The sequence below is a fragment of the Pseudomonas sp. MF6396 genome, assembly GCF_002018915.1.
In the GTDB taxonomy this organism is placed as follows: domain Bacteria; phylum Pseudomonadota; class Gammaproteobacteria; order Pseudomonadales; family Pseudomonadaceae; genus Aquipseudomonas; species Aquipseudomonas palmensis.
The window spans coordinates 200,972-214,421 of the sequence record NZ_MVOK01000002.1; the positions used below are offsets into that span (position 1 = coordinate 200,972).

A 13,450-nucleotide genomic window follows, 5' to 3' on the forward strand; every position below is an offset into this window, starting at 1 on the left:
TGAGCAAACGAGAAAGGCAGCCTTGATGGCTGCCTTTTTTCGTTTCCGGGCTCGACATTTCAGCGCTTCACTGCGTTCGTGGGCACTGCATGCTTAACTCAGCCTATCCGCACTTGCGATCGAGCACCCACGAAGATATGGACGACAATGCGTTCGGTGCATACGCGTCGCGCCCGTACATAAGGAAAACGGCTTTGGAATACCATGGCCACTGGCTGGTCAGTTGATAATCGAACCATGTGCTGCGGAGCAGGCCATGCGTCGCAGACGGGATTTTGCGAATACATCTATGTGTTTGCTTGGGGAGCCGTTCAGACCAGACGGCCAAGCTCTCGTCCGGGCTGACGTTCCTGTCCGTTTCACCCATCAGAATCATCACCGGCGTGTGCATGCTTGAAATCGCTTGCCGGGCATCCGCCTGGGAATTACGCCGCTCGAAATCATGTCGTGTGCAGGAGGAGTCGCACAGCCTGACGGCTTCCTTTGGCGTGAATCGGGTATCAAACAGGGAGGCCTCATGACGTTCTGCGTCATTGATCTCACTCGGTGGTACCTGTTGTGCCAAGAGTCTTTGACGCATGTAGTAAAGCCCTTGGTCGCGCCAGTTGATTGCAGGCCCTACCAACACCGCAAAATCTGCATGCGCCCATTTGCTCGCTTGCGGCACCACCCAGCCTGCCTGTGAAAATCCTAGGAATCCCATCGGGCTGTCAGCGAGGGCGGGCTCGCTCCTCAGCCGCTTCAGTGCAGCTGCTGCTTCTGCTGCGCGGTCGTCCATGACCTGCGCTAGCCAGTTGCCCTGGCTGGCACCCACGCCCGGCTTGTCCCACGAGAATACGGCAATACCTTGATCCAGCAAGTGATTCACCAGGGGCGCATAACCGTCGTCTGACCAACTGTTCTGCGCGCCATCCCCGTGAACAATCAATGCGACGGGAGGGGACTGTTTCCCGTTAGGCAGGAGGAGCGTGCCCTCTAGTTGATCACTGAGATGACTGAATCGAATTGTGTGGGCGGGGCGTTCGCCGAGATCAAAGTCTTGCAATCGAACGACCATGAAAACACCGATTGCTATCAGGCCTCCTAGCCCGATTGCTGCTTTGCTGAGTTTTTTTCTGTTCATGAACTTGCTCGAATGTGTCCCTGCATCGTTCTGCTCGGCACTGAACACCTACCGCTGCACCGCAATGCACTTGATCTCCACCAGCAACCCTGGTCGGGCGAGTTCGCTGACGCCTATGCAGGTCCATGCACAGGTGCCCCTTGGAAAGACCTTGTCCTTCACGCTCCTGAACAGCGGCATATGGCGTTGCATGTCGATGTGATAGGTCGTCATTTCGACCACGTCGTCAAACCCGCAACCGCCCGCCGCGAGCACGAGGCGAAGGTTTTCCCAGGCCGCCAGAAACTGCTGCTCCGGGTCTTCAATCACCTCCAGCTCCGGCGTTCGACCCACCTGCCCGGCGCAGTACAGGGTTCTGCCCACCTTTACCGCGGGGGCATAACCAGCACGCTCGCAAAGCAATTTCATCTCGTCGGGGACGATAATCTGGTGATCAGTCATGGGGCAGGGTCCAGGGGAGTAGGGCTATCAAGCGACGCGCCACTCTATAGAACAGAAAAGCCACCTATCAAGGTGGCTTTCGCGTTTCAGTGCCCTCGCGTCAATGCCTGGTCGCCTTGGGCCCACCTACCGGTGACAGCTCAAGCTCCAGTCGAACGATGTTGAGGATTCTGGTGAGTGGAGCGGCTTGCTCCGCCTCCCCCAAGGCGAGGAGGTGATCGCGTTGTTCGCGAATTCTGCTGAGGCTCTCGTCGAGCTGCGCAGCGGCCAATCGGTATTTTTCCATGTGCGGTTCCTTTATCACGGCCTCCCTGCCACTCGAGTCGGCCGTTCCGTGTGCGGGTGCTGTGGCACCGTTCGTCAACGGAAGGCTCTGCAAGCATAGCGTCCTTTGCGCCGTAGGCGCGTGAACATCACGGGCAGAACTGTTCCAACATTTATCCGCGCGCATGCTGATGAATGATTTTAAAAATAATACTGATTTTCATTTCCCCTTTTGGCTGCCTCACGTGACCTCTATTGCAAGACCATTGCAACGTTCCAGGGAGCTTCACGTGAAACGCATCGCGCCGACCGTAAATCCAGGCCAGCAGCCCGACAGGCACCGTGTTTTCAAGGCGGCGCAGGGCGCGCTTACTGTGCTGGCGCTTGCCGTCAGTGGTGCCAGCGTTGCAATGGCGGCGCCCATGGAGGCGCCCACCGCTCAGCACGCAGCTGTACGCAAGCATTACCAGATTGCGGCAGGCCCGCTGGCGCCCGCACTCAATCAGTTGGCGGGCGCCACCGGCGTGATGCTGACCTTTGCCCCGGAGCTGACCGACAAGCGCCAGACCCAGGGCCTGGATGGCGAGTACAACCGCAAGGAAGCCTTCGACCTGCTGCTGATGGGTACCGGGCTGCGCATCGTGCAGCTCAAGGACAAGAGCTTCGTGCTGCGCGCCGAGGAACAGAGCCGCAGCGCGCTGGAGGTGGGCCCCACGCTGGTCAACGCACTGGGCGAGCGCCCGGGCGTGATCCGCAGCAGCCGCGAAGTGCACGCCGAACGCCAGGACCTCAACAGCCTGGTGCGTTCCATGCCCGGTACCTACACCCTGCATTCGCGCAGCCAGCCCGGGGTTTCGGTGAACATCCGCGGGCTGTCGGGCCTGGGGCGGGTCAACACCATGATCGACGGCGTGACCCAGACCTTCCGCAACAACGCCGGTCACGGTTCAGGCGGGCCGATGGCCTTCGTCGACCCCAACCTGCTGGCCGGTGTCGATGTGCAGCGCGGCGCGGTGGACGGCGCCGAAGGTGCCAATACCCTGGGGGGCACCGCCAACTTCCGTACCTTCGATATCGACGACATCGTCAAGCCCGATCACCGCGTGGGTGTGCGCAGCACCTACCGCACCGGCAACAACGGTTACGGCAACACGCGCATGCTCGCCGCCGGCGCACGAACCCGTCCCGAGGATAGCGAAGGCGTGTACGGCATCGTCGCCGCCGCCAGCAGTTCGCAAACCGGCGAATACAAGACCAGCTCCGGCCAGGAAAACCACTACGACACCACCAAGCAGAGCCCGCGCTCGGGCCTGCTCAAGGTGCGCCTGCAGCCCAACGACCTGCACCGCCTGGACCTCAGCGGCGTGCAGTACCGCAACGAGTTCTACCACAACTACCCATGGGAACTGCGCAACGAAACCTACCGCGCCAAGTACGCCTACACGCCCTACAACGAATGGGTGAACCTGACGGTAAACGCCTACCAGAACAAGACCCATCTCGATTACCCGCCGGTGGAGGAATCCACCTTCATCGGCCGCAAGACCCACGACGATGCCCACGGTTTCGACTTCACCAACCTCAGCCGTTTCAACCTCGGCCCGGTGGAAGCGAGCTGGAGCAACGGCATGCGCTACTACACCGACGACTTCGTTGCCGACACGCCGGAAAAACGCGGGGCCAACCCCGAAGGCAAGCAGCAGACCGAAAGCCTGTTCAGTACCCTGGAGCTGGACTACGACATCTATGCCATGACCCTGGGCATGCACTACGACGGCTACAAGGTCAGCGGCCACGTGCCCAAGTGCTCGATTTTGCGCGAGTGCGCGGGTATCGGCGGGGGCGATGTGGACATCACCCGCCGCGAGCACAGCTTCAACCCGCGTATCGGCTTTGCCGTAAAGCCCTATGACTGGATGCAGCTCTATACCAGCTGGTCGCGCACCTCGCGTGCACCGCGGGTGCAGGAGATGTTCTTCGAGAAGGTACCGATGACCGCCGACGCCAGCGATGCCGACGGCGTGGGGGCCAACCCCTACCTGCGCCAGGAGCGCTCCACCAACTACGAGTTCGGCTTCAATCTCAGTCGCGCCGGGCTGTTCAGCAGCAACGACTACGCCCAGCTCAAGGTCAACCGCTTCATCAGCAAGATCGACGGCTATATCACCCCGCAGTCGTTCGACATCGTCGATGACGACGGCGAATACTCGGCCAAGGCCAACTGGGTCAACTGGCCCGAGCAGGTGCGCATGAGCGGCTACGAGATCGAGGGCCGCTACGACGCAGGCTTCGTCTACGCCAACCTCTCCTGGACCCGCTCCACCACCAAGGCGCCGACCACCTCGGGCATCGAACTCGAAGACATCAACAGCCAGCCCGACCGCTACTGGACCCTCGACCTGGGCACGCGCTGGTTCGACGAGCGCGTGGTGCTCGGCGCCCGCGGCGAGTACTCCGGCCCTGCCGAAGAAAGCTGGGACTGGTACGAAACCAGGAAGACACAGTCTACCGGCGTGATCTGGGACCTTTACGGCAGCTGGCAGGTGCAGCAGAACGTCAGCCTGTTCTTCAACGTCGAGAACGTGGAGAACAAGACCTACAGCTACAACGCCTCGGTGGACTCGATCATGTCCGCCTCACTGGACCGCGGTACCGGGCGTGGGCGTACCACCTCGTTCGGCGTCACGTTCGAATACTGACCCCACAGGACCCTCTCATGTACACGAACTGCCTGCTTGGGGCGTGCCTTGCCCTGCTCGTCGGCTGCGCCACGGTCAATGCGCCGCCGGCCCAGACCGCCTATGCCCGTGTCGAAGCCAACATCCCCGGCTGGGGCGCGATCGTTGATGTGCGCAGCGGCCAGCAGATCGATGCCGGGCAATTGCTCGACGTACTGGCGCAAGCCCCCACGGTGATGGTGGGGGAGACCCACGACAACGTGGCTCATCACCTGATCGAGCAGTGGCTGGCCACCGGCCTGGCCGAGCGGCGCAAGCAAGGCGCCGTGGTGCTCGAGATGCTCGATAGCGATCAGCAGCGCCCGGTTGGCGATGTGCAGGCGTGGCTGGGCGCAGGCAACCGCGTGCGGCTGGCGCGTCTGCGCAAGATCATGCAGTGGGATGAGCGCTGGAGCTGGGAGCAATACGGCCCGTTGATGCAGGCACTGATGCAGGCCCCGGCCCCGGTGCTGGCCGGCAACCTGTCTCCCCGCGAACGCAAGCAGGTGGCAGCCGACGCGCCCGCGGATGCGGCCAGCCTGTTTCCGCAAGCGGCAATCGCCGAGGTGCAGCGTCAGCGCATCGTGCAGATGCACTGTGGCGAGATCGACCTGCCGCGACTGAACGCCATGCTCGCCATTCAGCACGGTCGCGACCGGCGCATGGCCCAGGTGCTCGACGCCGCGCCGGCCCCGCGCCTGTTGTTCGCCGGTGTGCTGCACACCCTCAAGTCCCAGGGCGCGCCCCAGTACCTCAGGCATGGCGCGCGCGATCCCGGTTTGAAGGTGCTGGTGCTGGGTGAGGAGGGCCAGGCCCCAGCCGTGCAGGATGCCGACTTCGTGTGGCTGCTGCCCAGCCAGGACGGCGACGGCGTTGCGCTTGCCCCGGCGGCTGCCAGCTGCGACGCACCCTTGCAGCCACCCCTTCACTGAACCTTTTCTGCTCACAAGGAATCCCCACATGCCTGCTATTACTGCCAGCGACCTCCGCCAACGCCTTGGGCAAGACTGCCTCAGCCTCGCCCTGCCTGCCGCCGAAGTGGCGGCCCGGCTGTATCACCTTGGCCCGCTGAGGGTCATGACCCAGGCCAGTCATGCGTTCCTCGACCAGGTGGGGCGCTTCCCACGGTCGGACGATGTTGCCCAGGTCGGTCTGGTGCTTGGCGAAGATGGCCTGGACCTGCGCCTGAACCTGCGCGCCTGGCATTGGCTGTGCCTCACCCGTGGCCAGGCCGCTGGTGATTTCGAGCTGCGGGTGTTCGACCGGCATGCCGCGCCGCTGTTGCGCCTGGCGTCGCTACCCGGCTCGGACCTGCAGGCGTGGGCCGAGCTGTATTCCCAGGGCAGCCTGGAGCACCCGCACTTCACACCGCGCGAGGCACTGGTCAAAACTGATGTACAGGTCGCCGGGCTGGTCGACGACTGGGCAGCGATGGGGGATGTGCATGACCACTTCGCGCTGCTCAAGCGTCATGGCCTGACCCGCTATCAGGGCAACCAGGGCGTGGCCCCGCAGTTTGCCCGGCGTATCGGCAGCGCGGGCACTGCGGCGCTGCTCGGGCAACTGGCCGACAGCGGGCTGGAACTGATGGTCTTCATCTATAGCCCCGGCTCCACGCAGATCTACACCGGCAAGCTCGACGGCGCCACGCGGCAGGGCGACAGCCTGGTGTTCGACATGCCGGGTGACGGTGACGCCGCACCAACCCGTTTCGGCATACGTGACACCGTCGAAGCCGAAGCCTGGCGCGTGTACAAACCCAATGCCGTAGGCGGGGTCAACAGCCTGGAGATCTTCGATGCCGAGCAGCGCCTGATCGTGCAACTGTTCGGGCGTCGCCCTGCCGGGCAGCCCGAACAGCCAGCCTGGCGCGAGTTGCTCGATCGGTTGGAGGCGGGGCAATGAGCGCTCGGCTGCTGAGTGTGTGCCTGCTTCTTTTAATAGGTACAGCGCCCGTGCATGCCGATCAGGCCGACACATTGGTCATCGGCAACGACCTGGCCGAGATTGCCGCGCAGTTGCAGGCCACTTCGCGGTTGGTGGGGCGTGACGATTCCAGTCACTACCCACCCGAAGTGGCTCGCCTGCCGTCGGTGGGCTATCTGCGCCAGTTGTCGTCCGAAGGCATCCTGAGCCTGCATCCGCGGCGGGTGGTGCTCAGCGATGCGGCGCGTCCGGCCGTGGTGCTGCGCCAGCTGGATACCGTGGGCGTCGAGGTCATCGAAGTGCCCAGGGGCAAGCGCATCGCCGATATCCCACGCAAGATAGAACAGGTGGCCAAGGCCTTCGACCGTGAAGCCCTGAGCCAGCCGCTGGTTGCAGAGCAGCAACGTCTGGCCGCCGAGCTGGCTGCACTGGCGCCGCTCAAGGGCCCCAGGGCGCTGTTCATCTTCAATCGAGCGGGCATGATCCCGCTGATCATGGGACGCGGCACCGAAGCCCATGCCGCACTGGAGCAGGCGGGCATCGAGAACTGCGCGCCGTTCAGTGCCTACAAGCAGGTGGCGGCCGAAGCGATGGTGTCGCTTGCACCGGATTTCGTGATCATCAGCCGCGCCGGGTTGCAGGCCCTGGGCGGCGAGGACAACCTGTGGAAGCTCGGCGGCCTGGCGCTGACCCCGGCCGGTCAGCACCGGCGCCTGGTGCAGGTGGACGATCAGGCGCTGCTCAACCTGGGCCCACGCACCGTGGCGGCCATGCTGCAACTGCGCCGTGATGCAGGGGCGCTGTTCCCATGACGCGCTCGCACACCCGCTCATTGCCCATGCTGTTGCTGATGCTGGCCGGCCTGTGCGCCTTGCTGGCGCTGTGCTCGCTGGTGGGCAGCATCGGCCTGTCGCCGCGCATCCTGCTGGGCCATCTGCCCGCGCCGCTGGAATGGCAAGTGTGGAGCGAGGTACGCCTGCCGCGGCTGCTGCTGGCGGTGCTGGTGGGCTCGACCCTGGCAGCAGGCGGTACCGCCATGCAGGGGCTGTTTCGCAACCCGCTGGCCGACCCCACGCTGCTGGGCCAGGCCAGCGGTGCGGGGCTGGCGGTGTCGATCTGGATCGTGCTGTTCAATGGGCGTTTTGCCGGCCTGGAGCTGTATGGGCAGTTTCTGGCCGGGTTTGTCGGGGCGTTGCTGGTAACGCTGGTGATCTTCCGCATCGGGCGCGGCTACAAGGGTCGTGAATCGACCATCACCCTGCTGTTGGCCGGCCTGGTGATCAATACCCTGACCGGCGCGGTGGGCGGCATGCTGACCTTCATGGCCAGCGAAGAACAGTTGCGCCAATTGAGCCTGTGGGGCATGGGCAGCCTGGGCAGTGCCGAGTGGTCGACCCTGAGCGTAGCGCTGGTGGTGTTGCCGTTGACCTTGCTGGTGCTGGTGCGCAGCGCCGCCGACCTGGACCTGTTCCAGTTGGGTGAGGTGTCTGCCCATGCGGCGGGGCTCAATGCCGAGCGCCTGAAAAATCGCATTGTGCTGGCCTCCTCGCTGGGCGTGGGCCTGTGCGTCGCACTCACTGGCATCATCGGCTTCATCGGCCTGCTGGTGCCGCACTGCCTGCGCCTGTACTTCGGGCCGGGCCACCGTCTGCTGATTCCGGCTTCGATGCTGTGCGGGGCGATTCTGCTGCTGCTTGCCGATACCCTGGCGCGCAGCCTGGTCAGCCCTGCCGAGATTCCGGTCGGCCTGGTCACCAGCGTGATCGGCGGGCCGTACTTTCTCTGGTTGTTGCTGGGCCGCAAGGTCCGGGAGTTCTGAATGCTCGATCTTCTCGCTGTCGGCCTGCATCGGCCATTGGCCCTCAGCCCGGTCACCGAGGCCATACAGGGCGGCCAGCTACTGGGGCTGATCGGCCCCAACGGCGCAGGCAAAAGCACATTGTTGTCGCTGATCTCCGGCTATATCACGCCCGACTGCGGCGAAGTGCGGCTGCTCGATCAGCCGTTGAGCGCCTATTCACCGTGCCAGCTGGCGCGCAACCGTGCCCTGGTCACCCAGCACATGGACAGTGCGTTCGACTGGCAGGTCGGCGAATTCATCCAGCTGGGCCAGGGGCATGCGGGGTTGCCGTGCGCCGGCATCGTCGAGGCCATGGACATCACTCATCTGCTCGACCGCGGCGTGCTGTCGCTGTCGGGCGGCGAGTTGCAGCGGGTGACCATCGCCCGCGCGCTGAACCAGTTGGCCATCAGCCCTGCGGGCCCCACCGAGGGCCAGGCGCCGCGCCTGCTGCTGCTCGACGAGCCCACGAGCGCGCTGGATATCGGCCAGCAGCAGAATCTGATGCGCCTGTTGCGCCGGCTGGCCCGCGTGCCACATATCGCGGTGGTGTGCGTGCTGCATGATCTCAACCTGGCGGCGCGCTACTGCGACCGGCTGTGGCTGATGGAAAAGGGCCGGTTGTGCGCCAGCGGGACGCCCGCACAGGTACTGAATGCACATACCATCGAGACGGTGTTCGGGGCTCAGGTCAGTGTAACGGCGGGGCCCGGCCACGCGGTGGGCATCGAGCTGGCGTGCTGAATGGCCAGTTCCCTCAGCGGGCGCTGACCGTGACCCAGTAGCGCGAGCGCCGGTTGATGCTGACCGGCAGCGACTGGGTCAGCGCGTCTAGTACCGCATCGCTGTCGGCCAGCGGGTAGACCCCCGAGATGCGCAAGTCGACCACTTCACTGGCGCAGCGCAACAGGCCGGGGCGATAGCGCGACAGTTCGGCAATGAAGTGCCCCAGGCGCATGTCGTCGGCCTCCAGTGCACCTACGCCCCATGAAGGCTCGCGGCCCACCCGGGTGCTGTCGTCTATGCGCATGGCAGTAAAGCGTGTGCGCTCACCTGCACTGAGCCGCTGCGGCGTGGTGTGCAGCGGGCTGAGTTTCAGCGCGCCTTCGAACAGTTGCACATCGGTGCGCTCGGGCTGCACCTGCACCACGAACCGGGTGCCCAGCGCGAGGACGCTGCCCTGGGCGGTCTTCACGCTGAAGGGGCGCTGCGCGTCATCATGCCCGGTATTGATCAGCAGCCGCCCACTGCGCAGGTGCACGGTGCGCTGGGTGGGGGTGAAGTCCACCTCCACCGTGCTGTCGGCATCCAGGGTCAGTTGGCTGCCATCGGCCAGGGTGATGTGTCGAGGGGCGCTGGCGCCATTGTGGTAGGCCAGGCCCGCACCGCTGCGCCAGGGCTCGCGGTAGGCCAGGCCGCCGGTGCCGCCGGCCAGGGCAAGCAGCAGCAATGCCTTGACCACCCGCCGACGACTGCTGCCGCCGTGACTGAGGCTGCGGTAGCCGGCGGTGGGCTCCAGCCCGGCCAGGCGACCGCGCAGGCTTTCTATATGCAGCCAGGCGCGTTCGTTGTCCGGGTCGGCGGCGCGCCAGCGTGCAAAGGCCTGGGCCTGCTCGGGCGGCAGGTCGCCGTCCATCCACAGGGTCAGCCAGTGGGCAGCCTCACGGGTGGTGCGGGGCTTGAAGGCCGGTTGCGGTGTGCTCATGGCAGTTGCGCAAAAAAACAGTGCTGGTTGGCGCGCACCAGGTACAGCTTCACCGAGCGAGTGCTGACTTGCAGGCGCTCGGCGATCTCGGCGATTTTCAGACCCTGCAGGTGCGACAGCAGAAACGCTTCGCGGACCTTGGCCGGCAGTTCGTCGAGCAGCCTGTCCAGCAGGGTCAGGGCTTCAAGGGCCAGGGTGCGCACCTCGGGCGAGGGCTCCACGGCTTCGGGCAGGTTGGCCAGGGCTTCGAGATAGGCCTGCTCCACCAGTCGGCGCCGGTGTACGTTCGCCATCAGGCGCCGCGCCACGGTGGACAGGAACGAGCGCGGCTCGCGGATGCTGAACAGGTCCTTGGAGGCCAGGATGCTCAGGAACGTGTCCTGGGCCAGGTCAGCCGCCGACTCCGGGCAACCCATACGGTTGCGCAGCCATTGGCGTAGCCAGCGATGGTGATCGGTGTACAGCGTCTGCAGGTACGCATGGGCGCTGGCAGGGGCGTGTGGGCTGGATTCCATCGAGTGCGATCGGTGCAGGGCTGATGAGGTTGCGGAGTATAACGAGATTATTTCTCAAATGATAATTGTTATTGTTAGTGAGTTGTGGCCGCCAAACCGGCTCCTGCAGGAGCCGGCATGGCCGGCGAAGGCAGCATCGCCGTCTACAGAGCAAAAATCCACGGCACCATCAGCACGCTCACAATCATCACCAGGATCGTGAACGGTACCCCCACCTTCACAAAGTCGGCGAAGCGATACTGCCCCGGCCCCAGCACCAGGGTGTTCACCGGCGACGACACCGGCGTCATGAATGCGGCGGATGCGGCCAGCGCCACGATCATGGCGAACGGGTAGGGCGATGCGCCCAGTTGCTGTGCGGTGGTGATCGCAACCGGCGCCATCAGTACCGCTGTTGCGGTGTTGGAAATGAACAGCCCGATCAGCGCCGTGATCGCAAACAGCGTGGCGAGGATCACGTAGGGCCCGGCACCGCCCAGCACGCCCACCAGGCCGTCCACCGCCAGGGCGATGCCTCCGGTTTTCTGCAACGCCAGGGCAAAGGGCAGCATGCCCACGATCAGTATCAGGCTCTGCCAGTGGATCGCCCGGTAGGCGCTCTCCATGTCGATGCAGCGGCTGGCGCCCATCAGCAGGCAGCCGATCAGCGCGGCGATCACGTTGGGCACCAGGCCGCTGATCATCAGGCCCACCATCACCGCCAGGCTGATCAGCGCATAAGGCGCCTGATTCAGGGCCGGGGCCACGTTGTCCACTTCCGCCGGCAGGCTCAGCACCAGAAAGTCTCGCGGTTGCGTCTGCAGCTGGCGAATCGCCTTCCAAGTGCCGATCACCAGCAGGGTGTCGCCCAGCTTGAGCTTTTCTTCCACCAGTTGCTCGTCGATGGCCGCCTGGTCGCGACGCAGGCCCACCACGTTCAGCCCCCAGCGGCTGCGGAACGTCAGCTCCAGCAGGTTCTTGCCGATCAACTGCGAGCCCGGTGGCAGCGCCACTTCGGCCATGCCCACTTCGCGCGACTGGTCGATGAAGTAGGCGGCCTTGAAGTGCAGAGGCTCCAGGCGCATGGTCTGGCACAGGCTGCGCAGGTCGTCCTTGGGCGAGAACAGGTCAAGCAGCAGCACGTCGCCCTCGTGCACCAGGGTACTGGAGTCGGGGCTGATCACGCGGGTGCTGAACTTGTGCTGGCGCTCGATGCCGACCACGTTGGCACCGTGCTCGGTGCGCAGCTTCAGCTCGCTCAGGCTGTGGCCGATCAGCGGCGAATGGGGCCTGACCCGCAGGCGTCGTTCACGCCCGGCCAGCTTGTAGTCGATGATCAGGTCGAGCAGGGTGCGGCGGGTTTCGGTGCTGCCATCCTTGCGCGTCGCGCTGCCCAGCCAGTTGCGCGTCAGCAGCATGTAGCCCACCCCCAGCACCAGGATCACCAGGCCGAAAGGGGTGAAGCTGAAAAAGCTGAAACCGGTTTCACCGTGGCGTACCAGCTCGCTGTGCACCACCACGTTGGGAGGCGTGGCCACCAGGCTGAGCATGCCGCTGATCAGCCCGGCGAAGGCCAGTGGCATCATCAGGCGGCTGGGCGACACCTTCATGCGTGCGGCGATGCTCAGTACTACCGGGATGAAGATCGCCACCACGCCGGTCGAACTCATCACCGAGCCCAGTCCTGCCACCGACACCATCAGCAGCACGATCAGGCGAGTTTCGCTGTTGCCGGCGCGTTCGGCCATCCACTCGCCGATGCGGTAGGCGATACCGGTGCGCACCAGCCCTTCGCCGATCACGAACAGCGCGGCAATCAGCACCACGTTGGGGTCGCTGAAGCCGGCCAGGGCTTCCTGCACGCTCAGGATGCCGAGCAGGGGCAGGGCGACGATCACCAGCAGCGCCACCACGTCCATGCGCGGGCGATTGATGACAAACAGCGCGACGGCGCTGAACAGCAGGCCAAGGACCCAGAACAATTCGTGATTCATGCAGGTATCCGAAAAGAAGACGCCGGTGAGTCTGGCAGAAACCGGGCGGCCGTTTGTTGATTTGCTGCAGCGCTTGGGTGGCACAGGGCCAGATGTTAAGGTGCGCGGCATTCTGCTGTTCACCTGTCGCCGATGTCACCCTGGCTAGTGACAAATAAGCCAAAGCTGATAGATTTCAGGCGGTTGAAGCAGTGGCCGGGTTATCGGCCGCAGGAAGGAATGCACCATGATTGCAAAAGAATCACGCCAGGCGGTCGCGCTAGAGCGGTTTGCCCAGGCAAACCCGCAGTTGCTCGAAGAGATAGCCGGGCTCAATGCCCACGAGCAACAGCAGCAGATCCAGTGGGCGTTCGATGACCAGGCGCAGGAGCGTGGCCTTCAATCCTGGGAGTTGACCCTGGAGTTGATTGCCGAGTCGCCCGAACAACTGCGCGAGATGCGTCTTGAAGTGCACCGCGAAGTGGCCGAGGCATTGGGCCTGAGCTGGCAGGAATACTGCGAGTTCAACGAAATTGAAGATGCTGCGCCCTGAGGCGCGGTAGTGTGTTGAAAAGTTTCTGTTCCATAGCCTCCACTGGGCATCGGGATGCCCGCCGGTCAGGCCGCAACGCCTTCAACGGCGGGTTCCGGCGCCCGGGCAAGAGGCTTCGGGGCAGTTGTGCGAAATTCAAATGTGCCGCGGCCTGTTCTCCTTGATTTGAACGGGGTGACTTCTGGTGTTTGAGTCACTAGAATGCTTGCCCTTGGTGCGACACGCGTGGCGTGTCTCCTAAACTTCGAGGTGTAGAGTCATCTTGAAGGGTTTTCGAAAGAGAGCCGAGAGCTTGGGTGCCCAATCCCAAGAAACAAAACCCTCCCAGAAGTCCAATGCCTTCAAGGACTTGCCGCAGCGGCGGTGGCAAACTCAAGGTCGATTAGCGCTCGGTGGCTCGACCGCAGTACTGGA

At 64.1% G+C, this 13,450-nt stretch carries 13 protein-coding genes; 7 read left to right on the forward strand and 6 right to left on the reverse strand.

Annotation, left to right across the window (positions count from 1 at the left end; all coding sequences use genetic code 11):
* Nucleotides 1-103 precede the first annotated feature (103 nt).
* From MF6396_RS02585 to MF6396_RS02595, 3 genes are all read right to left on the reverse strand, one after another.
* Complete coding sequence (locus MF6396_RS02585; protein ID WP_196932488.1) at nt 104-1,171, reverse strand: alpha/beta hydrolase family protein; 1,068 nt, start codon at nt 1,169-1,171, stop codon at nt 104-106.
* Nucleotides 1,172-1,564 carry a RidA family protein gene (locus MF6396_RS02590; RefSeq protein WP_078479632.1) on the reverse strand — a complete coding sequence of 131 codons (393 nt, stop codon included), beginning with the start codon at nt 1,562-1,564 and terminating at the stop codon, nt 1,172-1,174. It abuts the gene before it with no gap.
* 100 nt (nt 1,565-1,664) lie between these two features.
* On the reverse strand, nt 1,665-1,850 hold the full coding sequence (locus MF6396_RS02595; protein ID WP_054915290.1) for a hypothetical protein: 186 nt from the start codon (nt 1,848-1,850) through the stop codon (nt 1,665-1,667).
* A 268-nt stretch (nt 1,851-2,118) separates the two neighbouring features.
* Between MF6396_RS02595 and MF6396_RS02600 the strand changes: the two genes are divergently transcribed.
* The 6 genes from MF6396_RS02600 to MF6396_RS02625 are packed head-to-tail and all read left to right on the forward strand — an operon-like array spanning nt 2,119 to nt 9,055.
* Nucleotides 2,119-4,527 carry a TonB-dependent receptor gene (locus MF6396_RS02600; RefSeq protein WP_202971256.1) on the forward strand — a complete coding sequence of 803 codons (2,409 nt, stop codon included), beginning with the start codon at nt 2,119-2,121 and terminating at the stop codon, nt 4,525-4,527.
* A gap of 17 nt (nt 4,528-4,544) precedes the next feature.
* Nucleotides 4,545-5,477 (forward strand): ChaN family lipoprotein, encoded by a 933-nt coding sequence (locus MF6396_RS02605; RefSeq protein WP_078479633.1) that lies wholly within the window; start codon nt 4,545-4,547, stop codon nt 5,475-5,477.
* Between the two features lie 28 nt (nt 5,478-5,505).
* Nucleotides 5,506-6,450 carry a ChuX/HutX family heme-like substrate-binding protein gene (locus MF6396_RS02610; protein ID WP_161493023.1) on the forward strand — a complete coding sequence of 315 codons (945 nt, stop codon included), beginning with the start codon at nt 5,506-5,508 and terminating at the stop codon, nt 6,448-6,450.
* A 50-nt stretch (nt 6,451-6,500) separates the two neighbouring features.
* On the forward strand, nt 6,501-7,283 hold the full coding sequence (locus MF6396_RS02615; protein WP_058541309.1) for a heme/hemin ABC transporter substrate-binding protein: 783 nt from the start codon (nt 6,501-6,503) through the stop codon (nt 7,281-7,283).
* Nucleotides 7,280-8,290, forward strand: a complete 1,011-nt coding sequence (locus tag MF6396_RS02620) for a FecCD family ABC transporter permease (protein WP_078479635.1) — start codon at nt 7,280-7,282, stop codon at nt 8,288-8,290. The genes MF6396_RS02615 and MF6396_RS02620 overlap by 4 nt, the downstream gene beginning before the upstream one ends.
* Complete coding sequence (locus MF6396_RS02625) at nt 8,291-9,055, forward strand: ATP-binding cassette domain-containing protein (RefSeq protein ID WP_078479636.1); 765 nt, start codon at nt 8,291-8,293, stop codon at nt 9,053-9,055.
* A 13-nt stretch (nt 9,056-9,068) separates the two neighbouring features.
* Here the strand turns inward: MF6396_RS02625 and MF6396_RS02630 are convergent, their stop codons facing one another.
* From MF6396_RS02630 to MF6396_RS02640, 3 genes are all read right to left on the reverse strand, one after another.
* Complete coding sequence (locus MF6396_RS02630; protein ID WP_078479637.1) at nt 9,069-10,016, reverse strand: FecR domain-containing protein; 948 nt, start codon at nt 10,014-10,016, stop codon at nt 9,069-9,071.
* Nucleotides 10,013-10,531 carry a sigma-70 family RNA polymerase sigma factor gene (locus MF6396_RS02635; protein ID WP_043864497.1) on the reverse strand — a complete coding sequence of 173 codons (519 nt, stop codon included), beginning with the start codon at nt 10,529-10,531 and terminating at the stop codon, nt 10,013-10,015. The genes MF6396_RS02630 and MF6396_RS02635 overlap by 4 nt, the downstream gene beginning before the upstream one ends.
* A 143-nt stretch (nt 10,532-10,674) precedes the next feature.
* Complete coding sequence (locus MF6396_RS02640; RefSeq protein WP_058541306.1) at nt 10,675-12,504, reverse strand: SLC13 family permease; 1,830 nt, start codon at nt 12,502-12,504, stop codon at nt 10,675-10,677.
* A 226-nt stretch (nt 12,505-12,730) separates the two neighbouring features.
* Between MF6396_RS02640 and MF6396_RS02645 the strand changes: the two genes are divergently transcribed.
* Nucleotides 12,731-13,036: a DUF6388 family protein gene (locus MF6396_RS02645; RefSeq protein WP_043864495.1), complete on the forward strand. Its 306-nt coding sequence runs from the start codon at nt 12,731-12,733 to the stop codon at nt 13,034-13,036.
* Nucleotides 13,037-13,450 lie beyond the last annotated feature (414 nt).

Excerpts from the sequence above, each read along its gene's own strand:
- MF6396_RS02625 (WP_078479636.1), top strand. The coding sequence starts at position 8,291 with ATGCTCGATCTTCTCGCTGTCGGCCTGCATCGGCCATTGGCCCTCAGC.
- MF6396_RS02605 (WP_078479633.1), top strand. The coding sequence starts at position 4,545 with ATGTACACGAACTGCCTGCTTGGGGCGTGCCTTGCCCTGCTCGTCGGC.
- MF6396_RS02635 (WP_043864497.1), bottom strand. The coding sequence starts at position 10,531 with ATGGAATCCAGCCCACACGCCCCTGCCAGCGCCCATGCGTACCTGCAG.
- MF6396_RS02610 (WP_161493023.1), top strand. The coding sequence starts at position 5,506 with ATGCCTGCTATTACTGCCAGCGACCTCCGCCAACGCCTTGGGCAAGAC.
- MF6396_RS02620 (WP_078479635.1), top strand. The coding sequence starts at position 7,280 with ATGACGCGCTCGCACACCCGCTCATTGCCCATGCTGTTGCTGATGCTG.
- MF6396_RS02640 (WP_058541306.1), bottom strand. The coding sequence starts at position 12,504 with ATGAATCACGAATTGTTCTGGGTCCTTGGCCTGCTGTTCAGCGCCGTC.
- MF6396_RS02590 (WP_078479632.1), bottom strand. The coding sequence starts at position 1,564 with ATGACTGATCACCAGATTATCGTCCCCGACGAGATGAAATTGCTTTGC.
- MF6396_RS02630 (WP_078479637.1), bottom strand. The coding sequence starts at position 10,016 with ATGAGCACACCGCAACCGGCCTTCAAGCCCCGCACCACCCGTGAGGCT.
- MF6396_RS02645 (WP_043864495.1), top strand. The coding sequence starts at position 12,731 with ATGATTGCAAAAGAATCACGCCAGGCGGTCGCGCTAGAGCGGTTTGCC.
- MF6396_RS02595 (WP_054915290.1), bottom strand. The coding sequence starts at position 1,850 with ATGGAAAAATACCGATTGGCCGCTGCGCAGCTCGACGAGAGCCTCAGC.